General features: G+C 26.2%; 27 protein-coding genes and 1 tRNA gene. 5 read left to right on the plus strand and 23 right to left on the minus strand.

Annotated features, from left to right (window positions below; genetic code table 11):
* Window positions 1-50: 50 nt before the first annotated feature.
* The 4 genes from uraA to ruvC form a co-directional block, all read right to left on the minus strand.
* Complete coding sequence (uraA, locus tag BUE91_RS00795) at window positions 51-1,322, minus strand: uracil permease (RefSeq protein WP_073507635.1); 1,272 nt, start codon at window positions 1,320-1,322, stop codon at window positions 51-53.
* 90 nt (window positions 1,323-1,412) lie between these two features.
* The gene (locus BUE91_RS00800) at window positions 1,413-1,694 is read right to left on the minus strand and encodes a hypothetical protein (RefSeq protein WP_073507636.1); all 282 of its coding nucleotides are present in this window, start codon (window positions 1,692-1,694) and stop codon (window positions 1,413-1,415) included.
* A gap of 1 nt (window position 1,695) precedes the next feature.
* Window positions 1,696-2,640, minus strand: a complete 945-nt coding sequence (locus BUE91_RS00805; protein WP_073507637.1) for a DHH family phosphoesterase — start codon at window positions 2,638-2,640, stop codon at window positions 1,696-1,698.
* 7 nt (window positions 2,641-2,647) lie between these two features.
* On the minus strand, window positions 2,648-3,250 hold the full coding sequence (gene ruvC / locus BUE91_RS00810) for a crossover junction endodeoxyribonuclease RuvC (protein WP_066901007.1): 603 nt from the start codon (window positions 3,248-3,250) through the stop codon (window positions 2,648-2,650).
* Between the two features lie 107 nt (window positions 3,251-3,357).
* Between ruvC and BUE91_RS00815 the strand changes: the two genes are divergently transcribed.
* Both BUE91_RS00815 and BUE91_RS00820 read left to right on the plus strand, forming a co-directional pair.
* Window positions 3,358-4,104, plus strand: coding sequence for a YebC/PmpR family DNA-binding transcriptional regulator (locus BUE91_RS00815; protein ID WP_073507638.1), 747 nt, complete (start codon window positions 3,358-3,360; stop codon window positions 4,102-4,104).
* 11 nt (window positions 4,105-4,115) lie between these two features.
* Entirely contained in the window at window positions 4,116-5,045 is a 930-nt protein-coding gene (locus BUE91_RS00820; protein ID WP_066901003.1) for an L-lactate dehydrogenase, read from the plus strand.
* A 45-nt stretch (window positions 5,046-5,090) separates the two neighbouring features.
* Here the strand turns inward: BUE91_RS00820 and BUE91_RS00825 are convergent, their stop codons facing one another.
* The 16 genes from BUE91_RS00825 to BUE91_RS00900 form a co-directional block, all read right to left on the minus strand.
* A complete protein-coding gene (locus tag BUE91_RS00825) occupies window positions 5,091-5,558 on the minus strand; it encodes a peroxiredoxin family protein (RefSeq protein WP_073507639.1) in 468 nt (155 codons plus the stop codon).
* 11 nt (window positions 5,559-5,569) lie between these two features.
* Entirely contained in the window at window positions 5,570-6,928 is a 1,359-nt protein-coding gene (locus BUE91_RS00830; RefSeq protein ID WP_073507640.1) for a tetratricopeptide repeat protein, read from the minus strand.
* Window positions 6,929-6,936: 8 nt separating this feature from the next.
* On the minus strand, window positions 6,937-8,811 hold the full coding sequence (gene metG / locus BUE91_RS00835) for a methionine--tRNA ligase (RefSeq protein WP_066900997.1): 1,875 nt from the start codon (window positions 8,809-8,811) through the stop codon (window positions 6,937-6,939).
* The gene (locus BUE91_RS00840; protein ID WP_073507641.1) at window positions 8,804-9,274 is read right to left on the minus strand and encodes a dihydrofolate reductase; all 471 of its coding nucleotides are present in this window, start codon (window positions 9,272-9,274) and stop codon (window positions 8,804-8,806) included. Before BUE91_RS00840 ends, metG begins: the two co-directional genes overlap by 8 nt.
* The gene (gene trmL, locus BUE91_RS00845; RefSeq protein WP_073507642.1) at window positions 9,271-9,789 is read right to left on the minus strand and encodes a tRNA (uridine(34)/cytosine(34)/5-carboxymethylaminomethyluridine(34)-2'-O)-methyltransferase TrmL; all 519 of its coding nucleotides are present in this window, start codon (window positions 9,787-9,789) and stop codon (window positions 9,271-9,273) included. Before trmL ends, BUE91_RS00840 begins: the two co-directional genes overlap by 4 nt.
* A 10-nt stretch (window positions 9,790-9,799) precedes the next feature.
* Entirely contained in the window at window positions 9,800-10,585 is a 786-nt protein-coding gene (locus BUE91_RS00850) for a site-2 protease family protein (RefSeq protein ID WP_073507643.1), read from the minus strand.
* Window positions 10,582-11,223, minus strand: a complete 642-nt coding sequence (locus tag BUE91_RS00855) for a TrmB family transcriptional regulator (protein ID WP_066900988.1) — start codon at window positions 11,221-11,223, stop codon at window positions 10,582-10,584. Before BUE91_RS00855 ends, BUE91_RS00850 begins: the two co-directional genes overlap by 4 nt.
* Window positions 11,223-12,749 (minus strand): deoxyguanosinetriphosphate triphosphohydrolase, encoded by a 1,527-nt coding sequence (locus tag BUE91_RS00860; RefSeq protein ID WP_073507644.1) that lies wholly within the window; start codon window positions 12,747-12,749, stop codon window positions 11,223-11,225. Before BUE91_RS00860 ends, BUE91_RS00855 begins: the two co-directional genes overlap by 1 nt.
* A gap of 12 nt (window positions 12,750-12,761) precedes the next feature.
* A complete protein-coding gene (locus BUE91_RS00865; protein ID WP_073507645.1) occupies window positions 12,762-14,111 on the minus strand; it encodes an MATE family efflux transporter in 1,350 nt (449 codons plus the stop codon).
* Window positions 14,098-14,889, minus strand: a complete 792-nt coding sequence (locus BUE91_RS00870) for an endonuclease/exonuclease/phosphatase family protein (protein ID WP_073507673.1) — start codon at window positions 14,887-14,889, stop codon at window positions 14,098-14,100. The genes BUE91_RS00865 and BUE91_RS00870 overlap by 14 nt, the downstream gene beginning before the upstream one ends.
* 135 nt (window positions 14,890-15,024) lie before the next feature.
* Window positions 15,025-15,597, minus strand: a complete 573-nt coding sequence (gene efp / locus BUE91_RS00875; protein WP_066900980.1) for an elongation factor P — start codon at window positions 15,595-15,597, stop codon at window positions 15,025-15,027.
* 58 nt (window positions 15,598-15,655) lie between these two features.
* A complete protein-coding gene (gene asd / locus BUE91_RS00880; RefSeq protein ID WP_073507646.1) occupies window positions 15,656-16,642 on the minus strand; it encodes an aspartate-semialdehyde dehydrogenase in 987 nt (328 codons plus the stop codon).
* On the minus strand, window positions 16,642-17,424 hold the full coding sequence (gene dapF, locus BUE91_RS00885; RefSeq protein WP_083573703.1) for a diaminopimelate epimerase: 783 nt from the start codon (window positions 17,422-17,424) through the stop codon (window positions 16,642-16,644). Before dapF ends, asd begins: the two co-directional genes overlap by 1 nt.
* A gap of 2 nt (window positions 17,425-17,426) precedes the next feature.
* On the minus strand, window positions 17,427-18,293 hold the full coding sequence (gene dapA / locus BUE91_RS00890; RefSeq protein WP_073507648.1) for a 4-hydroxy-tetrahydrodipicolinate synthase: 867 nt from the start codon (window positions 18,291-18,293) through the stop codon (window positions 17,427-17,429).
* A gap of 1 nt (window position 18,294) precedes the next feature.
* Window positions 18,295-19,125: a hypothetical protein gene (locus BUE91_RS00895; protein WP_066900973.1), complete on the minus strand. Its 831-nt coding sequence runs from the start codon at window positions 19,123-19,125 to the stop codon at window positions 18,295-18,297.
* A 7-nt stretch (window positions 19,126-19,132) separates the two neighbouring features.
* A complete protein-coding gene (locus tag BUE91_RS00900; protein ID WP_066900971.1) occupies window positions 19,133-20,335 on the minus strand; it encodes an aspartate kinase in 1,203 nt (400 codons plus the stop codon).
* Window positions 20,336-20,475: 140 nt separating this feature from the next.
* Between BUE91_RS00900 and BUE91_RS00905 the strand changes: the two genes are divergently transcribed.
* From BUE91_RS00905 to BUE91_RS00915, 3 genes are all read left to right on the plus strand, one after another.
* The gene (locus tag BUE91_RS00905) at window positions 20,476-21,213 is read left to right on the plus strand and encodes a toxin-antitoxin system YwqK family antitoxin (RefSeq protein WP_073507649.1); all 738 of its coding nucleotides are present in this window, start codon (window positions 20,476-20,478) and stop codon (window positions 21,211-21,213) included.
* A 94-nt stretch (window positions 21,214-21,307) separates the two neighbouring features.
* Window positions 21,308-22,594 (plus strand): FAD-dependent oxidoreductase, encoded by a 1,287-nt coding sequence (locus tag BUE91_RS00910; RefSeq protein ID WP_073507650.1) that lies wholly within the window; start codon window positions 21,308-21,310, stop codon window positions 22,592-22,594.
* Between the two features lie 40 nt (window positions 22,595-22,634).
* Window positions 22,635-22,710, plus strand: a tRNA-Thr gene (locus BUE91_RS00915).
* A 71-nt stretch (window positions 22,711-22,781) separates the two neighbouring features.
* Here the strand turns inward: BUE91_RS00915 and dapB are convergent.
* From dapB to BUE91_RS00930, 3 genes are read right to left on the minus strand one after another with little or no spacing between them, the layout of a single operon-like run.
* A complete protein-coding gene (gene dapB, locus BUE91_RS00920) occupies window positions 22,782-23,501 on the minus strand; it encodes a 4-hydroxy-tetrahydrodipicolinate reductase (protein ID WP_226956145.1) in 720 nt (239 codons plus the stop codon).
* The gene (locus BUE91_RS00925) at window positions 23,498-24,271 is read right to left on the minus strand and encodes an SDR family NAD(P)-dependent oxidoreductase (RefSeq protein WP_012859020.1); all 774 of its coding nucleotides are present in this window, start codon (window positions 24,269-24,271) and stop codon (window positions 23,498-23,500) included. Before BUE91_RS00925 ends, dapB begins: the two co-directional genes overlap by 4 nt.
* Complete coding sequence (locus BUE91_RS00930; protein WP_073507651.1) at window positions 24,264-25,622, minus strand: MATE family efflux transporter; 1,359 nt, start codon at window positions 25,620-25,622, stop codon at window positions 24,264-24,266. Before BUE91_RS00930 ends, BUE91_RS00925 begins: the two co-directional genes overlap by 8 nt.
* Between the last annotated feature and the right edge of the window lie 28 nt (window positions 25,623-25,650).

Raw genomic sequence — 25,650 nt, forward strand, 5'->3', positions numbered from 1 at the left:
TATCATAATTTATATGCTCTGTAAATAAAAAGGCAGTTAATAATAACTGCTTAATTCCATTTTTCATTCATTATATTAAACTTATCAAAGATATAGAATAATAAGCTAATAACTATACCAATTATAGCTGCAAGATTCATACCTTGAAAAGTAATATCAAATACCCTTATTTGCAATCCTGATAAACCTGCTATAAATATAACTGAGGTTAATATTAAATTTTGTGGTTTATTAAAATTAACTTTTTCTTCTACTAATAATCTTAATCCTGATGAACCTATCATACCATATAACAAGAAAGTTACAGCACCTATTACATTACCTTGTATAGATTGTATTAATGCTGAAAATGGTCCAATAAATGCCATAAATATAGAAATTATTGCAGCTCCTTTAATAACTTGAACACTATATACTCCTGTTATTGCCATTACACCTATATTTTCACCATAAGTTGTAGTAGGTACTCCTCCTACTAATCCTGAAAGCATAGTTGAAAAATTATCAGCAAATAGGCTTTTATGTAATCCAGGTTCTTTAATTAAATCTTTTTCTATAATTCTACTTGTTACAACTTGATGAGATATGTGTTCTGAAATAATAACAAATATTACAGGTAACATTGTTAATATTGCCATGATATTAAATTTAGCAAACTGAAATTTAGGAAGAGTAAATAATGAAGTGTTTATTACAGTTGAAAAATCTACCATTCCCAAATATAAAGAAATAATATATCCAACAATAATAGCTATTAATATTGGTATAGTTGCAAAAAATTTTCTGAATAAAACAGAGCCTAATATTGCTACAGATAATGTAATACCAAATATTATTTTATCATTTAGTGTAGATGTATCTGTCATAATATTTGCTCCAATTTTTCCACCAGTTATAGTTATTCTAGCTAATTCAAATCCTATTAATGATACAACAGAACCCATCGCAGCTGGTGGAAGTATAATATTAATCCACGATGTTCCAAATTTATAAATTATACTAGAAAGTATGATTCCTAAAAATCCAATAAAAACAAATCCACCTAAGGCGTATTTATAACCCATATTAGATATTACAATATCTGCTGGTGCTAAGAAAGCAAAACTTGACCCTAGATAAGCTGGTGCTTTCCCTTTAGTAAATAAAATAAAAAGCAATGTTCCAATACCATTCATCAGTAATACTATACCTGTATCAATTCCAAAAATGATAGGCACTAGCACTGAGGCACCGAACATTGCAAAAGTGTGTTGTAAACTTAGTGGCACTAATAATTTAGTTGGCACTTTTTCATCAACTTGAATAATTTTTCTAATTGACATAATATTCCTCCTTTTAATTACAGTCATACTTAGAATCCACTGTAATTTTTAGAATTTTATCAAAAATAGAATATGTTGTCAATAATTAATTTATTTTGTATAATTATATTTTTCATATTTTAAAATATTTCCATCTTCATCAATTTCAAGCTTATATATTCCATAATCTCCATATGCACTAACATACCATTTTCCATACCCTCTTTTATATATTCTCATATCTCTATATAGAACTTTTTCAAAAAATTCTTCAAATATCTTCATGCTAGCAATATTTGAAATTTCTTTAATATGATGTTTTGACATAGGCGTAACACCTGAACATGAAACAAATAAAAATAATGTAAATGCAAAAAATATTTTTTTATTCATTTTAACCTCTCAATTCCTTTAACACTACTTCAAGTACATTCCCTATATTTCCAAAAATTTTAAATCCTGCAGCTAATATGTGTCCACCACCATTAAATTTAGCTGCTATATTATTTACATCTATGTTCTTTGATCTAAAACTACCTTTAAGATTACCCTCTTTATCTTCTCTAACAAAAAGAGCAACATCTACATCTTCTATACTTAATAATAATTCTGATATTCCATCAGTATCTTCTTCTGATACAGACATTTCTTTCATTTCAGATTGAGAAATATAGAAAAAGGCAAACCTTACATCATCATAATAAGCATATTCAACTAATGCTTTTCCAAAAACCTTAACCTTTTCCCTAGTTTTTGAAAAAAGTATATTAGTAATTTCTCTATTATCTATACCAACTTCCATAAGTTTAGAAGAAACATAAAACGTATTTTCTGTTACATTAGAATGTCTAAAATTACCTGTATCATTTATTATCCCTAAATACATAAATCTAGCAATTCTTTCATCAAGTTCTATATTAAATACATCTAAGAACTTATATAACAGCTCACAAGTAGAAGAAATATCTTCTACATAATTAATATTAAGATATTTACTATTACTAATATGATGGTCAATATTTATAGTTTCTTTAGCCAATTTAAAGACTTCTTTATCTATTGCAGCCCTCTCTATATTTGCAGTATCAAGCATAATTATTAATTCTACATTTTCATCAACATTATCTTTTATATAGTTACTTTCATCAAATTTATGTATAAATCTAGGTAATTCATACTGTATTACTATATCAACTTTCTTATTCTTATTATATTTTTCTATCATAAACTTAAATGCAAATAAGGCACCAAAAGCATCTCCATCTGGATTTACATGTGCAGAAAGAATTATATTATCATATTTATCAATTTTTTCTTTTATTTCAAATAACGGATTCATTATTACCTCACTTTTTCTTTTTCAAAATATTCTTATAATCTTCTATACTAATAATATTCTTATTCTTTATTTTACTTTTTTCAATTATCTGTGTCACCTTATTGATTCTATCCCTAGGATTATTAAGCAGCGCTCCTACTCCTTTTATAGTATTAATATGATTAATAGCAATAGCAATAGCATCTGCTGCATCATCTGGTTTAGGTATTTCATCTAATTTAAGTATTACTTTTATCATTTCTTGTACTTGTTTTTTCTCTGCTCTACCATAACCTGTAATACCAGTTTTAACTTGTAATGGAGTATAGTTAAATATTTCTATACCTGAAATTTGTGCCTTAGCCACTATAACTCCTCTTGCCTGAGCAACTGTGATTATAGTTTTCTGATTTTTAAAAAAGAATAGCTCTTCTATAGCCATATGATCTGGTTTATACATATTAAATAAAGTCTCTAACTTAAAATATATATGTTCAAGCCTTTCAGGCATTGATAAATCCTTATCTGTATATATACAACCATAATCTATTAATTTAGTTTCTCCATTTTTAAAATCTACTATAGAATATCCAATAATAGCCGTCCCTGGATCTATTCCTATTATCCTCATATTACACCTCTTTCATTAGTAGTATATCATATTTATAATACATGTACAAACTTGAAGAAATATTATTGTATATGATATAATTTAATAAAAAATAAAGGTGATATATAATGGCTGGACATAGTAAATGGGCAAATATACAACATAGAAAAGGCAGACAAGATAAAATACGTGGAAAACTGTTTACAAGACTTGGGAAAGAGATTACTATAGCTTCAAAAATAGGTGGTGGTAATCCTGATTTTAATCCTAGACTTAGGCTTGCTATAGATAAAGCTAAAGCAGCAAATGTTTCAAAAGATGTAATAGAGAAGGCAATTAAAAAAGGTACTGGAGAACTTGAAGGTCTTGAATATATTGAAATTCGTTATGAAGGTTATGGTGCAGGAGCCTCTGCATTTATAGTCGATGTAGTTACAGATAACAAAAATAGAAGTGCTTCATCTGTAAGAATGAATTTTTCAAGAAATAATGGTAATTTAGGTTCAGATGGTTCTGTATCCTTTATGTTTGATAGACGTGGAATAATAACATTAAATAAGGAAAATGATTTTGAAAAACTACTTGAAATATCTATAATTTCAGGTGCTATTGATGTCATAGAAAAGGAAAATGAGACAATTGTTATTACTGAAGATAAAGATGTAGAAAATATTTCAAATATTCTTAAAGAAAATAACTTTAATATCTTAGAATCCGAGGTTGGAATGCATCCAAAAAACGAGATAAATATTTCAGATAGCGAAATCGCAAGAAAAATTTTAGAACTTTATGAAGCTTTAGAAGATAATGAAGACGTACAAAATATTTATTCAAATTTCAACATACCAAATTATATATTAGACAAAATAAATTAGGAGGATACAATATGAAAAAAACTACGAAAGTTTCAATAATCGGTGCTGGGTTTGTTGGATCGGCTACAACTTTATCTATAGTTCTATCTGGTCTAGCTTCACACGTCGTTTTAGTTGATGTCAACAAAGAAAAAGCAAAAGGAGAGGTTTTAGACATCGCCCATGGTGCTGCATTTATTAAAACTTGTGATATTATTTCAGGAGATTACAAAGATACTCAAGATTCTGATATAGTTATAGTTACTGCTGGTGCAAATCAAAAACCTGGAGAAACAAGACTTGATTTAGTGCATAAGAATGTGGAAATATTTAAAACTATTATTCCACAAGTAGCTCGTTATTCACCTAATGCGGTATTAGTAATTGCGTCTAACCCAGTTGATATTTTAACTTGGGTTGCATATAAATTATCAGGCTTCCCTTCTCATAAAGTAATAGGTACTGGTACTGTACTTGATACTTCAAGATTAAGATATTATTTAGCAGAAGAATTTGATTTAGATGCAAGAAATATACATGCCTACATTATAGGAGAACATGGAGATTCAGAATTCCCAGTTTGGTCATCAGCTAATATAGGTCCATTAAACTTTGATGATTTTTGTGCAAGAGAAGCAAAAAATGCTGAGGAATTAAAAGAAAAAATTCATCATAAAGTTAGAGATGCAGCTTATGAAATAATTTCAAGAAAAGGATATACTAATTATGCTATAGGTATGGCAATAAGAAGAATAGTAGAAGCTATATTAAGAGATGAAAATTGTATATTAACAATTTCAACTTACAATCAAATAGAAGATGTATATTACTCTGTTCCTAATGTAGTTGGTAGAAATGGGCAACATCTAAAAATATGTCCTGAATTTGAAGAAAGTGAAAAAGTAAAATTAGAAAATACAAAAAAAGTTCTTAAAGATGTTATTAAAACTATAAATTTGTAAAATGAACTAAAAAACCAGAGAAAGATTTTTTCTCTGGTTTTTCACTTAATTGTTTTCAAAAATTTTCAATATTTTCTTAATCTCAATTTTATTTTCATCTATATTTTTAATAATTTTCCGATCTTTAATAATTCCTATTGCTGGTATAGATTTTAAATTAAGTTTATCTAATATTTCTCTATCCTTATCTAAGTAATATTCAAAATTATATTTCTTCTCATTAATAAACTCTAAAGTTTCTTTTTCATAATCAAAAACTTCATTATCTGAATAAATAAATGGGTACATTATAACCGTAATTTTTATGTCTTTTAATCTACCTTGTATCTTACTTAAATCTTCTAATTCTTTTTGACAATGAGGACACCAACTAGCAGCATAAACTATTATATTATTCTCATTTTTAACTATACTTTCATAATTTTTATTATTAATAATTTTCGTATTATTTTCTTTAGCTAAAACATATGAAAATACAAGAAAGCTCATTAAAACCATTAATAACTTTTTCATATTAAACTCCCTTATTTATTATTTATTAATATATTTGTATACACTCTTATTTTTTCTTTATCTCCATTTTTATTAGCTAAATCTACTAATAATTCTAAAGCCTTAAGTTCATTTTGAGATAGTGCAATAATAGCATATTTTTTCTTAATATCTACATCATCACTTAACATTGAAATCTCATAGCTTGCAGCCCCAACTCCAAGTTTTGAGGCAATTTTTAAATAATCTATATAATAAGATTTATTATTTTCTACTCCTGATGTCATTTCTAAGTTTTTTACTATAGAGTAATAATTAAGGATAGAATTTAAGTTTCCTATTTCAAAACTCTTTTTATATATTTCTAATGCCTTATTTATCTCATCTGAATTTTCATAATATTCTCCTAATTTACTATATACTGGTCCATATTCTAATGATTCTAAATTATCATAAATCTCTTTTGCTTTCTTCCATTCATCATTATCATAAAGTAAATTAGCTTTCATAAATTGAATATCTTTATTATACTCAGTAATTTTATCAAGTATTTCTATAGCTTTCTTTCTTCTATTCTTTGTAGAAAGATTAGAATGTTCAACAAGCTTTATTGCTGATTTTGGATACTTATGCTTTGTATATAGCTCCCTATATATTTTTATTGCATTTTCAATTTCACCTTCTATTTCCAAAAAACTTGCTTTAGCAAATAAAGCATCTACATTTTCTTTTTCTATAAAAGGTTTAAGTACCTTATATGCCACTTCTACATCTTCTTTATCTAAAAGAAATTTACCTAAAATATATCTTTCTGAATCTTCTATTTTATTTTGATTAAATTTAACATACAATTCTTCCATACGTTTAAATTCTTCTAAATGAATTTTCATATCAATATATATTGGATATATTGTATAATTATTTTGTTTATATGCTTTCTGAAAATATTCATAAGCTTCACTATATCTCTTTAAAGAATACAAGTAAGTAGCTAAAAATGATGTAGCTCCCAGATTACCCTGATCTGATGCTTCTTTTAATTTATCTATAGCTTGATCAAGTTTATTAGATAATATTAATAAAGTAGCTTCTCTATATTCTGCATAACCACCTGATTTACCCAACTTATCTTTATAAAAAGAATTTAATATAACTTCATCACCTAAATAATTTATTACCTCATAAATATCTATGTCATTACTTATATAGGCTTTTTCAAAATTCTTTAAAGTTTCTTCATTTTCTTCCCTATATATACTTACTATTCCATCTTCAATATAATCAAAAGTTTTATTATCATACTTTAACTTCTTATACTGAAATATAAGTAATACCGTAAGTGCAAAAAGAATTATAATAAAAATATATTTTATTATTTTATTTTTCTTCATTTATACTCCTATTTTATACTTGTTGAAACCTTAACCAAAGGATTTATTTCAACCAATGAAACTCTCTTTTTTTCTGCTGTAGTTAATAACATTCCTTGAGAAAGTATTCCTTTAATTTCTACAGGTTCTAGATTTAAAACTGCCATTACTTTCTTGCCTACTAAACTTTGTTCATCTTTATAATATCTTGCAACAGCTGAAACTATCTGTCTAAGTTCAGCTCCAGTATCTACTATAAATCTTAATAATGAAACGTTAGAGGAAACTCTTTCCACCTTCTTAATCTCCACTACCCTCATATCTACTTTATTAAAATAGTCTATATTAATAGGGTTATTTATTATTAATTTTTCTTCAAACTCAGATTTAGAGACTTCTATTCTTGGGAATAAAACATCAGCCTTATTTAATTTATTATTTTCTGGATACATAGCCCATTTTTTAATATCATCAAGTAATAATTCTTTTTCATCTAAGGCAAGTTGATTTAATATTTTCTTAGAAGAATCAGGCATTATAGGTGAAATTAATACAGCTATTTTATATATACCATCAATTAGATTGTATAACACTGTTTTAAGTCTATCCATATCATTATTTTTATATAAAGTCCATGGTTCTGATTCATCTATATACTTGTTTAATCTTGATATAAATTTCCATATAGTTTTTAACATTTCAGAAAAATTATACTCTGCATAATATTCATCAACATTTTTTAATGTTTCATACCATAAATTTATTATTTCATTATCTAAATCATTTAACTCATTTATTCCATAAACTATTGAATCAAAATATTTATTTTGCATTCCTATTACTCTATTTAATAAATTACCTAAATCATTTGCAAGATCTGAATTTATTCTTTGAATAACTGCCATATTAGAATAATCTGCATCTTGTCCAAATGTTGCTTCCCTTAACAAGAAATATCTAAATTGATCTAAACCATATTTATTTACTTCATCTATAGGATCTACTACATTACCTAAAGATTTAGACATCTTCTCTCCATCTTTTGTCCACCACCCATGTACTGCAAGTACATTTGGTAATTTAATCCCAGCTGACATAAGCATAGCTGGCCATATTATTGCATGAAATCTTAGTATATCCTTACCTACCATATGAACTACTTCTGAATTATTCCAATATATATCAAAATTTTCACTGTTATATCCAGCTGCTGTTAAATATGAATTTAATGCATCAAACCAAACATAAACTACATGACCTTTTTCAAGTTCTAGCGGTATACCCCAATTAAATGTAGTTCTTGAAATAGATAAATCTTGTAATCCTTGCTTAATAAATGAAATTACTTCATTTTTTCTATTAGATGGTTTAATAAAATCTGGGTGTTCTTCATAAAACTTTAATAATTTATCCTCATATTTTGATAATTTAAAAAAGAATGATTTTTCTTTCATATCAATTACAGGTTTTCCCATATATAGGCCATCTACTAATTGTGATTCTGTAACAAAAGTTTCTTCACTTACTGAATATTTACCTATATATTCTCCACTATATATATCACCATTTTCATAAACTTTTCTAATTATATCTCCTACTGTAAATTTATGTTTTTCACTAGTAGTTCTTACAAATTCAGAATAATCTATATTAAGTATATCCCATAAATTAACAAAATCTTCTTTCATTTTATCTACCCATTGCTTAGGTGTTACATTATTTTTTTCAGCAGATTCTTGTATTTTTTGTCCATGCTCATCAATTCCAGTAACTAATCTAACATTTTTACCTTTTAGTTTATTATATCTTGCAACAACATCACAAATTATCGTTGTATATGCTGTACCTATATGAGGTTTAGCATTAGGATAATAAATTGGTGTTGTTATATATAAATTATTCATTATTCCTCCTTGTATATGTATTTAATGTGAATGTATTATATTTAAATTCTTCAATAAAAAATTCATCATAACCTATTTTAGGAAAATATCTATCAGCATTTGGAAAATCTTCATCAATTTTAGAAACATAGATCTTTTCTGCATATTTTAAGAATTGTTTATATATACTTTCTCCACCTATAACATATACTATTTCTTCACTATTTAAATACTTTTCCAATATCTCATTTATATCCCTTATTACAGTAATATTTTTATCTTTTTCTATACTAGTACTTATTACTATATTCTCTCTTAAATCTAATGGTCTACCTATAGATAAATATGTATTTTTACCCATAATTATTTTATGATTTATAGTAAGTCTTCTAAAGAACTTTAATTCTTCAAAATTATACCATAACATCTTATTATTTCCACCTATTTCATTATTTTTACCAATCGCAACAACTATATGTATCATTTAATTGTAGCTCCTTTAATTGTTAAATCTTTTCTAATTATTTCTACTTTTTCAGCTTCCATATTAAATTCAAAATTTTGCTGTCTTAATGCTTCATAAAGTATTATTACTGCTGAATTTGATAAATTAAGTGATCTACCAATCTTAAGCATAGGTATAGTAATATTTTGTTCTTTATACTTATTTAAAATTTCTTCTGGTAATCCACGAGATTCTGGTCCAAACATTATATAGTCATCTTCTTCAAATTTTACATCACTATATTTTTTATCAGTTTTTGTTGTGGCAAAATATATTTTACCCTTACCCTTATTTTCCAAAAACTCCTCAAAAGATTCCCATATTTTCAAATCAACATATTGCCAATAATCAAGACCCGTTCTTTTTATATGCTTATCATCAATTTCAAATCCAAGAGGTTTTATTAAATGTAATGTTGTGTTAGTTATAACACAACTTCTACCAATATTCCCTGTATTATATGGCATTTCTGGTTGATATAAAACAATATTCACTTTTATTCTCCTAATATATATATTTTATGACATCATTAAATACTACATATATCATAAGTATTAATAATAATATCATTCCTATAGTATGTATTTTTTCTTCTAATTTCTTATTTAATTTAATACCTACATATTCAAGTAAAACAAATATTATCCGTCCACCATCTAAGGCTGGTATAGGTAATAAGTTAAGTATACCTATATTTATAGATAAAAGGGCAAATAAAGGTATTAATACTAAATATCCTTGCGATTTAATTTGTTGTGCAAATACTAAAGGAAGTCCTACAGGACCAACCATTTCTTTTGCTTTAACTGCTCCTGTAAGTAACATTTTTAATCCTAAAAATGTTGTTGAAAATATTTTTGAAAACATAATAAATGCAGAACTTAAAGGTTGTCCTGTTATTAAAGCTAGTATAATAAAAGCTATTAATGCTGTAATAAAGTTCATAAATACACCTGCAAAAAGAACTATTATTTGTTCAAATTTAGGATGAGATATAAAGCCTTTACTATTGTATTCCTTTATTTCTTCATCAGTATAATCTTTAAATTCCTTATCATCTTTGCTAACTTCAACCATACCCTCTATTAATACATATCCACCTATAGGTATAGCTCTTAAACTATATTGTGTTCCATTTTTTTCTTTACTATAAACTAAAGGTCCCATACCTATAGAAAATTCAGATACAGGCATATTAAATTTCTTAGCAGTATAAAAATGTCCTAACTCATGCAAAAATATTATTAAACTTAAAATCATTAATGTAATTATTATAACAATAAACATCATTTATTTTTCTCCATTTCCATTTTAATTCTTTTACTAACCTGATTTATTAGTAAACTATTTTTTGTATACATCATATTATTACTATCCTTTAATATCATTTCACTATTATCCTTTATTAATACAAGATCATCTGTATTCTTATCTTCATTAATATGTACTAAAATTTTTTTTTCTTCTAATTCTTTAATTCTATCATTAAAAATTTCATCATAGATATTACCTTCTATGACTAAAATATTTTCTGTACTCTTTATTAATTCTATTATCTTATATGTCAAATTATCTATTCTATCAAATGAATATATCCCATCAGTATTATACTTAGTATACAAACTATCTAAATGCATTCTTAAACTATTAACTGTTTCTAAAGTTTCTTTTTCATATATATTAAGATATATCTTAGGATCTATAACACTATAGTTTTTAGAATCATCTATTGCTGGAAGCAATCTAATTATACCCTTTTCTTCCATATTTCTCATGCTATTATACACAGAACTTCTAGAAAAATCTATTTCTTTTGAAATCTGAGTAGGATTTTCTCCAGAATGTTCAATTAAGTACAAATAAATATTAGCTTCTATTTCTGTAAAACCTATTTTTTTCAATTGATTAAAAATTAAATTTCTATCCATTATTTTATACCCATTAATTCTTGATAAGTTGTTTTTATATATGAATCTGTCATACCTGAGATATAGTCTGTAACAAGCAATAACCTTAAATATAGCTTATAATTATATATCCTATTTTCATATTCTTGTTCAAGTCTTTCTTTTTTATTACCCTCAAGTTTTTCTTCTTCTATTTTGCTTTCAAGTTCAGCACGATTCCTATTTTCAAAATCATTTGCATATACATGGTAAATATATTTTTGATTATCACTTAATATAATCCTATATTTTTTATGTACAGAATTATCTTTTTCAAATTTAGTATCGTAATATATTATAGCATTAACAAATTTATCTAATAGAAACTGTATCATAATATTTGCAGTAAGTTCCATTTGGTTATTCTTTTTAGATTCAAATATATATTTTTTTGATGTATATTTAAGCATTTTAACTATTTTTGATGATCTACCCTCTGCAAGTAATTCTTTAGTAAAGCTTCCATTCATTATTTCGTTATAATTATTTACAAAGTTATTTACAACATCTTTAATAATTAATCCCTGTATAGAAATTATCCATCTACTTGCAGCATAATTATGTATGCTCTCATAACCTTTTTTCTTTGCTTCTTCCTTATACTTAATTAATCTATCATAGAATATATCTCCAGCTTCAAAACCATACTCTTTTAAAGAACTTTCTAGATTATAGTAATTTAAGTATTTTTTCTTTAATCCATCTTCAACATCTGCTGTAATATATGCTATATCATCTGCTGCTTCTAAAAGAAAAGTTAAAGGATGTCTATATATCTTATTTTCTTTTTCATCATATGTACCAGTTGATTTTACAACATCTAAAAATACATCTTCTTCTGCAAGGAAGTATCCCATTTTTTTATCCTTAACATTTCCACTTTCCCTATTTATATCCTGTGAAGATACAGGATATTTAATTAATGTATTAAGCAGAGCATAAGTTAAATTCATACCATTTTCATCAACTAAAAAATGTAATTTAGATACTACCCTTATAGCCTGTGCATTACCTTCAAAATTTTCAAAATCAGCTATCATTTGTGGAGTTAATAAATCTCTTAATTTTTTAACATCTCCATTAAAGTCTCTAACATCAGTTTTATCAATATAATTAGAAAACCACATTCTAATAGTATCTTCTCCAAAATGTCCAAAAGGTGGATTCCCTATATCATGTATTAAAGCTGCTGATGATAAAATAGTAGAAATAGCATTTAATTCTTCATATCCAAAATCAGGATCTATTTTCTCTTCTATTATCCTCTTACCTATAGATTGTGCTATAGATTTAGCAAAAGATGAAACTTCAAGTGAATGAGTTAATCTAGTTCTAACAAAATCATTCTCCTCTAAAGGAAAGGCTTGAGTTTTATCTTGAAGTCTTCTAAAAGAAGGTGAAGATATTACTCTATGATAATCTTTTTCAAAATCATTTCTTATATCACTAGCCTTTATTCTACTTCTTGCACGTCTAGTATTTATTGATAATAAATTTTTCCAATTCATATATCATCTCCTCTAATCTCTTATTATTCTTTTAACCCATTTTTTCTGATTATATCTAAGTATTGCTGGAAGTAAAACTAAAATATCTGAACTTCCACCTAAAAAATATATAATATTAATAGGAAGAGATAAACTCTTACCAAGTAATGTAAGTGGAACAGAGAATATCCACATTCCAACTAAATCTAACATCATAGCATAATATATATCTCCACCTGCTCTTAATATACCAACAATAATAAGGAAGTTTAATCCCTTAAATGGTAATATTAAACTCTCACTAAACACTACAAGTCTTGTTGTGCTAATTAAACTAGACTCTGCCTTCATAAAGTTTAATACTAAAGGTGAAATTATATTAACCAAAATTCCAGATAATATGGCTAGAAGTAACATTAATTTAAAACATAATTTAGCAATCTTTTTAGCCTGCATTAAATTATTAGCCCCTAATTCATTGCCAATAAGAACTGATGAAGCATTAGATACTCCACTAAATACACTAATTAGCATGGAAGATATCGTTCCTGCTATAATAACGGCTGAAAACTCTACAGCTCCCATATTACTATATATTGATGCTCTATAAGTAATCCCCATTACCCATACAAACTCATGAATAAATGCAGGAAGTGATATTTTAATAATATCCTTAACTAAAGCAAACTCAAAAAAAATAGATTCCCTATAACTTGAAAGTATAGGAAATTTGTTTTTCTTTACTATGTATATCATATATATTAAAGAGAATAATCTAGCAATAACAGTTGCAATCGCAGCTCCTTTAACACCTAATCTAGGTATTAATATTAAATTCCCTAAAATATTAAATGTAAGTCCCACTATTGAAGCATAAAAAGAATATTTAGATTCACTAATTACTCTAAGCTGCATAGAAAAAACAAAACCTAATCCTGCAAGTGGGAATGTAAAACTCACATATTTAAAATATCTCATTGCCTGTTCTAAAACTAAAGGGTCTTTACTATAAAATTTTAGTAATATTTCTGGATTAGTTAGCCCTATTATAATAAAAGGGATAGATAAAACAAGTGAAGTAATAGTTAAAAATCCTGAAATTTTATTCATCTTAGAATAATTTTTACTCCCAAAATACTGTGATGATAATACTCCTGCACCACTAAATAAGCCAAACAATGAAATAATATATACAAAAAATATTTGATTGGAAATACCTAAACCTGAAACAGCGTTAGTCCCTAATCCTAAAACAGGATCTGTCTTCCCTACCATAAAATTATCTACAAAATTAATAAAATTATATACCAGATTCTCTAAAGCAACTGGCACACCAACTATGAGTATTTTTTTATAAATATTTGTATCTTTAATCTTTAACATCCAAATCTCCTTTATTTTCAAATTCCATAAATATTATTAGATGATCTGAAATATATTTTCTAATTTGTTCATGATTATCTTTTGTATAATCATAAACTCCATACCTGCCTGTATATTCTCTTAAATTATTTCTGTTAAAGAAAGCATTATCATATGAATTTGCAAGTCCCTTAATTGACATAGTTGTTTTATTCTTATTGGGATTAACTACTTCTTTAACCTTATATGTATCTTTAAAATAATTAAATGCTTTAGAATTTGCAGGTAAATTAAAATCTCCTAACAAAATTACATCTTCTTCCTTAGCCTTATTCATAAAGTATTTGTATACCTTATGATATCTACTAGCTTCTATTTCTCTTTCCACCTTATTTTTACCAAATATAGAATGAACTGATACTAATACAAAATCAAAATTATTTGATTTTATTAAAACTCCATATGGTTCTCTTATGAAATCATCTGATTTGCCATTTTGATAAGTACCTAAAGATTTTATACTATCTACTTTTTTCCTTTTAAAAAGCACTCCATAATGTTCCTTATAATCCTTAGTTCCAACAGCCATATCAGAAATTATATATCCCCATTTTTCATTAGTAAGTTTTTCTACTTCATTTTTTAATTTATTTATACCTTTTTCATTCATCACTTCTTGTAGAGAAATAATATCAAATTTAGAAACTATTTTAGCAAGAGATTTCCAATCTTTTTTATTCTCACCTAATTTTAAAGCATTAAAACTAGCTATTAATATAGGTTCAGTCCAAATATTCATGGTTAAGAAAATTAAAACAAATAGTTTTAAAATACCTCTCAAAATATCCCCTCTTTTCTTATAATTTACACCACTAATTATACATCATTTTATAACTTTATTCAAATAAAAAAGACTAGAATACATCTAGTCTCATTAGTTTGCTCTTTCCATATATTCACCAGTACGAGTATCTATTCTAATTTTATCTCCTATATTACAAAATAGAGGTACTTGTAACTGATATCCAGTTTCTATCGTTGCAGGTTTAGTTGCTCTACCTATGGTATCTCCTTTTAACCCAGGTTCTGTATAAGTAATTTCTCTAACTACTGTATTAGGTAATTCAACACCTACAGCTCTTTCTTCGTATAATAAGACCTGTATAACCATTTCATCTACTAAAAAGTCTGTTGCATCTCCTAAATCATCTTCTGTTAATGTCATTTGTTCAAATGTTTCTTGGTTCATGAAGTAATATTCTCCATCCATTTGATATAAATATTGCATTTGTGCTCTATCTAAAATAATGTCATTCATCATATCAGTTGATAAAACTGTTATTTCTTGAACTTTTCCACTAATTAAGTCTTTAATTTTAAATTTCATTTCAGCTGCTCTTGCCTTCTTACCAGAAGTTGATTGATGTCTATCTGCTTTTAAAATTAAATAAGGTGTGCTATCTTTAACATATACATTACCTTGTCTTAATTCCATTGCTGCCTTCATTATTTTCCTCCTTAAAATTTTCCCTTAGTATTATACACTACTTTTCATCTTATGTAAATTATTTATCTAATAATAATTCTAAAATCTGTACAGCATTTGTTGCAGCACCTTTTCTGATATTATCTGCAACAACCCATAAATTTAATCCATTATCTACAGTTTCATCACGTCTTATTCTTCCAACAAAAACTTCATCTTTTCCTTCTGTAATTAACGGCATTGGATATACATTATTTTTAACATCATCTAATAATATAATTCCATTTGAATTAGATAATAATTCTTTTACTTTTTCTACTTCAAACTTAGAATTTAATTCTACATTAACAGAAACTGAATGTGAGTATCTAACAGGAACTCTTACACATGTTGCACTTACTTTTAAATCTGGTCTATTTAATATTTTTCTAGTTTCATTTATCATTTTCATTTCCTCTTTAGTATACCCATTTTCAAGAAAAGTATCTATATGAGGTATAAGGTTAAATGCTATTTGTGAAGGAAAATTAGTTGAACTTTCACCTTTTAAGTTATTTTCTAAATCATCTAATCCTTTTATTCCAGCACCTGATACAGATTGATATGTAGAATATATCACTCTTTTAAGACCAAAATTATCTTCTAACACTTTTAAAACAGGTATAACCTGTATAGTAGAACAATTAGGGTTAGCAATTATGCCCTTTATCATATTATCTGCAGCTGAAATATTGGCTTCAGGAACTATTAAAGGTACTTCATCATTCATACGCCAAGCACTTGAATTATCTATTACTTTTGCTCCTTTTGCTGCAAATTTAGGGGCAAATTCTAAAGAAGTTGAACCACCTGCAGAAAATAGCGCAAAATCTATATCTTCTTTAATATTTTCATCTTTAAGTTCAATAATTTCATACTGATTTCCCTTAAAATCAATTTTTTTACCTGCACTTCTACTTGAAGCATATAAATACAGCTTATTAAAAGACATATTTCTTTCTTCAATAACTTTTAGTATAGTTCTACCAACTAATCCAGTTGCACCAACTACTGCTATATTCTTCATTACCTAGCACTCCCTTTATATATCATTTCACTTAATCCATTCATAAATATTGTATTATCTTTTATTTCAATTTCTAAAGTTCCTCCTAAAAGATGAACCTTAACCTTGTTATTTGTCTTACCTAATATATTTGAAATAAATCCTACTGCACTTGCTCCAGTTCCACAGGCTAAAGTAAGACCAGCACCTCTTTCAAAAGTAATAGAATCTACTTCTTCTCTATTTTTAATATAAGCAAAATTTACATTAGTTCCCTTAGGAAAAACTTCCTTATTACTTTCTATATTTTTACCATATTTAATTACAAAATCTTCATTTAATTCTTCTTTATCAACAAATATTACAACGTGGTCTGTGCCAGTAAAAGTATATATATATTCAAAAGTTCTATCAATAGCTTTTATAGTTCTAACCTCAGTTGTATTAATAGCCTTACCCATATCTACTAAAACCCAGAAATCATCTTCTTTTGCTCTAGTTATTCTTGTTTTTTTAATACCTGCTAATGTATCTATTAAAATCTCTTCATACTTTGATATTAAATTATGATTGTATAAATAGTGTGTAAAACATCTAATTCCATTACCACACATAGGTGCTACAGAACCATCTGCGTTATAAAACTTCATATAAAAATTTTCATCTTTCTTTTTTAAAACGATTAAACCATCAGCACCAATAGATTTTTTTCTCTTACAATATTTAATTACATCAGCTGGACCTAAATCTTCTTTTGTTATTATAAAGTCATTACCAAGACCACTATATTTCTCAAATTCCATAATTACATCAATCCTTTTTTAGTAAATAGATCTCTTAATGTATCCTTACACTCATCTGTTGCTGATAATAAAGGTTCTCTAACATTATCATTATCAAGTAAACCTAAGATATTCATAGCAGATTTAATTGTAGATGGATTTCCATCTATAAACATTGATTTATGTATATCATACATAAATTTATGTAATTTAAATCTTTCTTCACCCTCTAATTCAAACTGCATTGCAACTTGTTTTGGAAAAGCATTTGCAGTAACAGAAATTATTCCACATGATCCAATAGCCTGCATAGGAAGCATAAAATTATCTTCACCTGATATTACAGCAAAATTACTATCAACCCTATTTACTATTTCTATCATTTGATCCATATTTCCTGTAGCTTCTTTTATTCCAACTATATTTTCTACCTTAGATAATTGAACTATTGTTTCTACTTCCATATTAACACCTGTTCTTGATGGAACGTTATATAATATTACATCTATACCAATATCAGCTATTTTTTTATAATGATTAATTATAGCCCTTTGTGTAGGTTTATTATAATAAGGTGTTACAGAAAGCACTGCATCTACTCCTAAATCCTTACATAATTTAGTTAAATATATTGCTTTTTCAGTTGAATTTGAACCTGCTCCAGCAATTACCTGTATTTTACCCTTTGCTTCATCTAAAACTGTCTTTATAGCTAAAATATATTCTTCTTCACTCATAGTTGCAGCTTCTCCAGTAGTTCCACAAACAACTATACCTTTAGTCATATTATCTATATGAAATCTAACAAGTTCTCTAATTTTTTCAACATCTAATTTTAAATCTTTATCAAAAGGTGTTACTAATGCTACATAACTTTTTCTATATTTCATTTTAGACCTCTTTCTTTAAATATTCTATTCTTTCATCAATAAATTCATTTATTTTTCTTAGATCTAATGAATATTTTATGCTAGTTTTATTTATCTCATCCTTAATTTTACTTAAATTCTTAGAATCTTTTTTAACGAAATAATAATTTGCTTGAAGTAAATCTATCATCATTAAATAATTAACCTTATAACCTTGAAGTTCTGGATAAAAAGAATTATTAATCTTTCTAATTTCTATTCTAGCTTTTCCAAAATCCTCTTCTTTAATTTCATCGAAATCATATAAATGTCTATAAAAAATTCTATTATACTTATTTAAAGGATAATCTCTAAATTTATCTTCCATATCCACTAAAACTTCTTCAACCTTTTCCTTTTCATTTGCTAAAAAATACATATACATAAATATTTCATCAGCTAAATAAGTAGGACTAGCACTCTTAGATATCCATGCATTATTATATGCATTACTATAATCTTCTCTTTTGATTTCAAATAATGATAGATAGTTATATACTAAAGGATTTACATTTTCTAACTTATAAATTTCACGTATTTTTTCATTTGAAACATGTAATCTTTTAATAATCAAATTAGGCAATGTTTCAGCAAAATCTGATACTATAACATCATCAATTTCATATTGCATACTATTAAGTAATTTAAAAAATTCTTTATCATAATAAAAATCTGTTTTTTCAAGTTCTGCATAAAGATAATTATGTTCAACCTCTTTAGATATTGGGTTATAATCTTTTTTGTCTATAGTTATTTTATCTGATATCGAAGAACAAGAACAGATTAAAAGAAAAATAAATATATACCTTTTCATATTACTCCTATAATTCAAATTTTTCTGCAAGTAATCTTGCTACATTTTCAGCTATATTTTCATCAACTACTATAGAAATAGTTATTTCTGATGTAGAAATTTGATGAAAGCTTATATTATTTTCAGATAAAACTTCAAAAATTTTAGAAATAGTATTTATTGAAGTTGCAAGTCCTATACCAACAAGAGATACTTTTACAACATTACTATTTATTAATATATTGTAATTAAGCTCTAAATCATCAAACATTTTTCTTAAAGATTGTTCATCTGTTCTAGGTGAAGTAAATGCAATACTTCCTTTTTCTGATATAACATCATTTTGACTTATCATATCAATTATAACACCATATTCAGATGCTTTTTTAAATATAGGATAAAGATTTCTAGCATAAGTTGGTATACCGTCTATTGTAACCATAACTATATTCTTATTAATAGAAATTCCTCTAATTTCCTTCTTTTCCATTATTTTCTCCTTAAATGTAATTATTGTTCCATTCTCTTGACCTAATGTTTTTCCTACATATATACTAACTGCATACTTAAATCCTAGCTCTACTGCTCTTGGTTCCATTACACCAGCTCCAAGATATGCAAGTTCCATCATTTCTTCATATGATATGTATTCTATTTTTTTAGATTTTTCATAAATTCTTGGATCTATACTATAAATTCCATCAACATCTGTATATATTTTACATTCAGCATTAAGTGAACATGCAAGTGCTACAGCTGAAGTGTCAGAACCACCTCTACCAAGCGTTGTTATATCACCATTTTCATTAATACCCTGAAAACCAGCAATAATTACTATCTTACCTTCATCTAAGTTTTTTAATATTATCTCATTATTTATACTTTCAATAGTATTTTTAGTATGAAGTCCTAATGTCTTTATTCCTGCTTGTTCTCCAGTTAAAGATATAGCTTTTTGTCCAAGTTCTATTAATGCCATAGAAAGCAAAGCTATAGTTTGTTGCTCCCCCGTAGACATAAGTCTATCAAGTTCTCTCTTATCTGGATTTTTAGAAATCTCATTAGCTAATTTTATCAAATTATCCGTAGTTTTACCCATAGCTGATACTACTACTACTAAATCTTTTCCTGTTTTTTTCACTTCTATTAAATGCTTAGCAATATTCATTATTTTTTCTGTTGTTGCAACAGAGCTTCCACCGTATTTATGTACTACAATTTTTCTATTCATAAATTCTCCTAGTATTGTGCTTTTATAAATATTCTAGCATATTTCATATTAAGTTGCATAGTAAAAATATTATAACTCTATCTTCCTTTTTAATATTTTCAAGTTATAATATATTACAGTAAATATTTAGGAGGTTCTTTATGAAAATTTATTTAGGTTTAGACAAAACCCCCATTTTAAATGGTGAATATAAGGTGTTAAAGCCCATTGATTATCTAACCGAAATTATAGGTATAGAAAATTATAAAAACGAGCTATTAGATGGTAAAAAATTAGTTTTTAATGAATTAGGTATGGTAATTGAATCTTTAAATTATGAAAATGGTGTATTAATATCTAAAAATGATATAGATGACCCTAATGAATACATTCAACTTACAATTGATGAAAATAAAAATTCAAAAAGAAATGGAAACTATATTTTTTATGCAAACAATGAAACCTCTATTTTCACTTTAAAAAATGGTATGTTTGAAAAAAACAAATGGATATTTAAAGATGATACTAACACTGAATCACCTAAATTATTATCAATAGAACATTTTGTAAATAATTATCATATAGGAGAACAAGTATTTTTCAATGAAGATGAAAAAATAATGTTAATTGAGTATTATAGGGAAGAAACTGGTGCTTTACCAGAAAAATCAACTTGGTTTTACTATGATAATAATGGAAACCTTATATCAGAAAGAAATTTCAAGAAGAACAAAAAAGAGGGTAGACATATATACTATAACGAAAAGGGAGAGATATATAAGGATATATCATATAGAGATGGAAAATTATTTGGACCTTCAATTTACTATAAAGAAGATGGCACAAAACTTATAATAGATTATGAATTCGATTTTAAAGTAGGGGAAAGAATAGAATAAATATAATGGGAAATAATAATTTTCCCATTTTTCATTGAAAATATTTATTAAATAATATAGAATAGAACATAATGTATATATAGGAAGGTGTAAAATGAGAATAGTTGTAATAGGTGGAGGGGCAGCAGGAATGATGTTTTCTACACAATATAAAAAAATGAATCCAAATGATGAGATAATTTTATTTGAAAAAAGTCCATATGTTTCATGGGCTGGTTGTCCATCTCCATATTATATAGCAAATGAATTACCACTTAAAAAAGTTATAGGTTCTCCAGCTGATTCTTTCATAAACAAAGGAATAGATGTAAGAATAAACACTAAGGTAAGTGAAATAAACTTTGATGAAAAATATGTTGTAGTTAGTAATGAAAAAATCTCATATGATAAATTAGTATTAGCTATTGGTGCTAAATCTACTTTAGATATTAAAAAAGATAAATATTTCACTCTATCTCACGCAACTGATGCAATAGAGATTAAAAATTTTATAGAAAATAATAAACCTAAGAATGCTTTAGTTTTAGGATTAGGATTTATAGGTCTAGAAATGGTTGAAGCATTACTATTAAACAATATTAAAGTAACTGTTGTAGAGAAGGCTAATGATGTGTTTAATATATTACCATTAGAATATAGGAACACATTAAAAGAAAGAATAAGAAATAAAAATGTTGAGCTAATATTAGGTAATGGTGTTAAAGAATTTAATGAAGAAAATGTAATATTAGAAGATGATAAAAAAATAGATTTTGATATGTTAATCATATCTACAGGTATAACTACTAAAACTGAAATATTAGGAGATAAAATCAAATTATTAAATAATAAAATAGTAGTTGATGATAACTTTAAAACTAATATAGAAGATGTTTATGCCTTAGGAGATGCAATATTAAATAAAAACATCATAACTAATGAGTATACTTATGCTCCTTTTGGTGATGTGGCTAATAAGCATGGAATGATGCTTGCTAAATTACTTTCTGGTAAAAAATCAGAATTTATAGGGGTTAACAATACTTATGCAACTTCATTCTTTGATTTAAAAATTGCTGGTACAGGATTAACAGAAGAATCTGCAATAAGTAAAGGATATAACGTAGGTAAGGTAAGTATGGAAGTGTTAACTAAAAATTCTGGATTTAAAGATTCAATACCTGGAAGTGCTGAAATAATTTATGATAAGGATACTAACACTGTACTTGGAGCAACTATGATAGGAAATGAAGCTGTAGCTCAATTTATAGATCAAATTTCTATAGTTATCAGATTTAAAATAAAAATAGATGATTTAATTTCTGTAGATTTTGCATATTCACCAACTAATGCTAGTGTGTGGAATCCATTATTAGTGCTTTATAGAAAAGTAATAAAATAGTTATTGACAATAAAAATAAAGTTATGTATAATTATGATATGCCGCTTTAGCTCATTAGGTAGAGCAGCTGACTTGTAATCAGCAGGTGATTGGTTCGAATCCGATAAGCGGCACCATTAAATTTGGGTTTTTCATAATAATACAAACTTTCTAAAATAACAAAATGGGAGAGCATAGCTCTCCTCTTTTATATTACATCTTTCATACTATATAATCCTTTTTCAAGTTTTAATAATTTAATAGCTACATTTACTGCACCATCTGAAAATATTTTTCTTGATAATGCACTATGTTTTAATTCTATTATTTCATCACCCTTAGCATATATTATAGAATGCTCTCCAACTATAGAACCACCTCTAATAGAATGAATACCTATTTCATTTTCTTCTCTTTTTTCATCTTTTCTTCCATATACTCTATTTCTTTTTTCATCAAAACAAGAATCAATAATATCAAGTAAAGTATTGGCAGTTCCACTAGGTGCATCTATCTTTCTATTATGATGTGCTTCTACTAACTCTATATCAAAATCTTTAAGTATATTAGTTGCATATTCAACTATCTTATTTAAAGCATTAACTCCAAAAGATGTATTAGTAGATTTAAGTATAGCTATATGCTTACTTGCATCCTCTATCATTTTCATTTCATCATTACTATGCCCTGTAGTAGCAATTAAAACATTTTTCTTTTTAGCTATTGCAAAATCTAAAATATCTTTAGTAAGTAAATGGTTTGAAAAATCAATTAATATATCAAATTCTTTATCTACATCAGAAAAAGAGTTAAATTCACCTTTACCAAATAGATCTACTCTACCTACAAATTCATAACCTTTATCTTTAATAGAATTTATTAAATATTCAGACATTACTCCAGCGCCAACTACTAATATCTTCATCATTTACCCTTTCTTTCCTGTATTTTTTCAACAAATTTCATTAATAATTTAACAGGAATAAACTTAACTAAAAATACTACCACCTTATTTAAAAAACCAGGTATTATTAATCTTTTACCCATATTATCTATAGCATAATTTGCAACATTTACAGCTGTATCAACACGCATATTATCAAATAATTTAGAATTTTCCAAATTAGAACTTTTAACAAATTCTGTACTTGTTGCACCTGGTGCCAAAATAGAAACCTTAATATTACTATCTCTTAATTCATAAGATAGTGCATTAGTAAATGATGTAACAAATGCTTTTGTAGCATAATATACACTCATTTTAGGTCCAGGCATAAAACTTGCAATTGATGATACATTTAATATCTGTCCTCTATCATATTTTTTCATATCTTGAAGATATAGTTTAGTTAATGATATTAAAGATAATATATTTAAGTTTATCATAGATATTTCTTTATCAAGAGATGTTTCTAAAAAATCACCAAATAATCCAACTCCTGCATTATTAATAAGAACTTCTACAAATATTTTTTTACTTTTTGTATATTCATATATTTCTTTAGAACTAGATACTAAACTCAAATCTTTTTGTATTACATGTATATCTACATTAGTATATTTTTGTTTTAATTTTTCTAAAATCTCTATTCTTCTTGCAATCAAAATTAAATTTTTACCTTTTTTTGCATAATTTTGTGCAATTTCCATCCCTATACCAGAACTTGCTCCAGTGATTAAAATATAGCTATTATTCATATTTAATATTACTCCTCCAACTACTTTTCTTAATTATTACATAAAATATAGCCGCAGCTAAAAAATTTGAAAATAAATTACCATAAAATATAGAATAATATTTTAAATATGAGCTAGTTTGAATAATAAATAAATATCTAAATACCCATATTCTTAAAAATGACATTATAAGGGGGTAAACATTTCTTCCTAAAGCATTAAATACAGATTGAGTAATAATAAATAAAGCAAAAGGAAATACTGAATATGTATAAATATTCAATGCTTCTTGTGTTTTTAGTGCAACATTATCACTAGGATCATATAAGGCGATTAAATATTTAGATGTTGAAAGAATTAAAATTAAAAGTATTAATGCCACGATTTCTCCTATTATTACCCCCTTCTTATATATATCCTTAGATTTTTTTACATTACCTAATCCAATATTCATACTTATCATAGTAGTTACAGTAGTTCCTATAGATGTTGGAACTGAAAAACATATATTATTTATCTGTGATGCAATTGAAAGTCCTGCAAGAACATCTGCTCCATAAATTTCTATTTCAGCATTAATTAAATAAAAACCTAAATTTATTGAAGTAAATGATAACATAGTCGGTATAGATAGTCTTACCATTTCCTTAACTACTAAATAATCAAACCTATATTCTCTAATACTAAGTTTAAATTTTGACTCCCTTACAAATAAATCATAATACATCCAAATAGCTGTAAAAAAATATGCTGTAAGTGAAGCAAATATTGCACCTTTAAGACCCATTTTAAATATTGTTAGATATATCACATTAAAAAATATTTTTAATATTAATAATACTATCATTCTATAAAATGTTGCCTCTGGTTCACCAGTTGCACTTTTAATAGCATTAAATATAGAAGCCATAAACTGAAATGGTATTATTAATGAACTTAAAGCGAAATATGTTATTGCATAATTTCTAATAGCAGGATCATTAGGTGCTAAAAAATCAGCCCCTAAAAAACATATGGGCATTAAAAATATTCCTAATATGAATCCAAAAATTAATACCTGTAAAGATACATTCTTTACACCTTTAAAATCTCCCTTACCATTTAATTGCCCTATCATAGACATAGCTACTACACTTAATCCTTGAGATGTAGCTATTAACATGTTATACACTGGTTGTACATATGAAACTCCTGCTCCTACATCTGTCCCCAGTATCTTATTTAAAAACAATCCATCTGAAAATGGTATAAGTACCTGAACTATAGCCATCATAAATGTTGGTATAGTTAAAAAAAGTATTGTTTTTACAGTATCTCCATGTATTATCATTTCACGTCTTTCATCTAAATTCATTTTTAATAAATTATTCATATATACCCTCTTATTATTCTCATATAAC

It is taken from the genome of Streptobacillus notomytis, from assembly GCF_001902585.1.
GTDB classification, from domain to species: domain Bacteria; phylum Fusobacteriota; class Fusobacteriia; order Fusobacteriales; family Leptotrichiaceae; genus Streptobacillus; species Streptobacillus notomytis.

Bases quoted from the DNA above. Each gene is read 5' to 3' on its own strand.
- uraA (WP_073507635.1), bottom strand. From the start codon at position 1,322: ATGTCAATTAGAAAAATTATTCAAGTTGATGAAAAAGTGCCAACTAAA.
- BUE91_RS00800 (WP_073507636.1), bottom strand. From the start codon at position 1,694: ATGAATAAAAAAATATTTTTTGCATTTACATTATTTTTATTTGTTTCA.
- BUE91_RS00805 (WP_073507637.1), bottom strand. From the start codon at position 2,640: ATGAATCCGTTATTTGAAATAAAAGAAAAAATTGATAAATATGATAAT.
- ruvC (WP_066901007.1), bottom strand. From the start codon at position 3,250: ATGAGGATAATAGGAATAGATCCAGGGACGGCTATTATTGGATATTCT.
- BUE91_RS00815 (WP_073507638.1), top strand. From the start codon at position 3,358: ATGGCTGGACATAGTAAATGGGCAAATATACAACATAGAAAAGGCAGA.
- BUE91_RS00820 (WP_066901003.1), top strand. From the start codon at position 4,116: ATGAAAAAAACTACGAAAGTTTCAATAATCGGTGCTGGGTTTGTTGGA.
- BUE91_RS00825 (WP_073507639.1), bottom strand. From the start codon at position 5,558: ATGAAAAAGTTATTAATGGTTTTAATGAGCTTTCTTGTATTTTCATAT.
- BUE91_RS00830 (WP_073507640.1), bottom strand. From the start codon at position 6,928: ATGAAGAAAAATAAAATAATAAAATATATTTTTATTATAATTCTTTTT.
- metG (WP_066900997.1), bottom strand. From the start codon at position 8,811: ATGAATAATTTATATATAACAACACCAATTTATTATCCTAATGCTAAA.
- BUE91_RS00840 (WP_073507641.1), bottom strand. From the start codon at position 9,274: ATGATACATATAGTTGTTGCGATTGGTAAAAATAATGAAATAGGTGGA.
- BUE91_RS00850 (WP_073507643.1), bottom strand. From the start codon at position 10,585: ATGATGTTTATTGTTATAATAATTACATTAATGATTTTAAGTTTAATA.
- BUE91_RS00855 (WP_066900988.1), bottom strand. From the start codon at position 11,223: ATGGATAGAAATTTAATTTTTAATCAATTGAAAAAAATAGGTTTTACA.
- BUE91_RS00860 (WP_073507644.1), bottom strand. From the start codon at position 12,749: ATGAATTGGAAAAATTTATTATCAATAAATACTAGACGTGCAAGAAGT.
- BUE91_RS00865 (WP_073507645.1), bottom strand. From the start codon at position 14,111: ATGTTAAAGATTAAAGATACAAATATTTATAAAAAAATACTCATAGTT.
- BUE91_RS00870 (WP_073507673.1), bottom strand. From the start codon at position 14,889: ATGAATATTTGGACTGAACCTATATTAATAGCTAGTTTTAATGCTTTA.
- efp (WP_066900980.1), bottom strand. From the start codon at position 15,597: ATGAAGGCAGCAATGGAATTAAGACAAGGTAATGTATATGTTAAAGAT.
- asd (WP_073507646.1), bottom strand. From the start codon at position 16,642: ATGAAGAATATAGCAGTAGTTGGTGCAACTGGATTAGTTGGTAGAACT.
- dapF (WP_083573703.1), bottom strand. From the start codon at position 17,424: ATGGAATTTGAGAAATATAGTGGTCTTGGTAATGACTTTATAATAACA.
- dapA (WP_073507648.1), bottom strand. From the start codon at position 18,293: ATGAAATATAGAAAAAGTTATGTAGCATTAGTAACACCTTTTGATAAA.
- BUE91_RS00895 (WP_066900973.1), bottom strand. From the start codon at position 19,125: ATGAAAAGGTATATATTTATTTTTCTTTTAATCTGTTCTTGTTCTTCG.
- BUE91_RS00900 (WP_066900971.1), bottom strand. From the start codon at position 20,335: ATGAATAGAAAAATTGTAGTACATAAATACGGTGGAAGCTCTGTTGCA.
- BUE91_RS00905 (WP_073507649.1), top strand. From the start codon at position 20,476: ATGAAAATTTATTTAGGTTTAGACAAAACCCCCATTTTAAATGGTGAA.
- BUE91_RS00910 (WP_073507650.1), top strand. From the start codon at position 21,308: ATGAGAATAGTTGTAATAGGTGGAGGGGCAGCAGGAATGATGTTTTCT.
- dapB (WP_226956145.1), bottom strand. From the start codon at position 23,501: ATGATGAAGATATTAGTAGTTGGCGCTGGAGTAATGTCTGAATATTTA.
- BUE91_RS00925 (WP_012859020.1), bottom strand. From the start codon at position 24,271: ATGAATAATAGCTATATTTTAATCACTGGAGCAAGTTCTGGTATAGGG.
- BUE91_RS00930 (WP_073507651.1), bottom strand. From the start codon at position 25,622: ATGAATAATTTATTAAAAATGAATTTAGATGAAAGACGTGAAATGATA.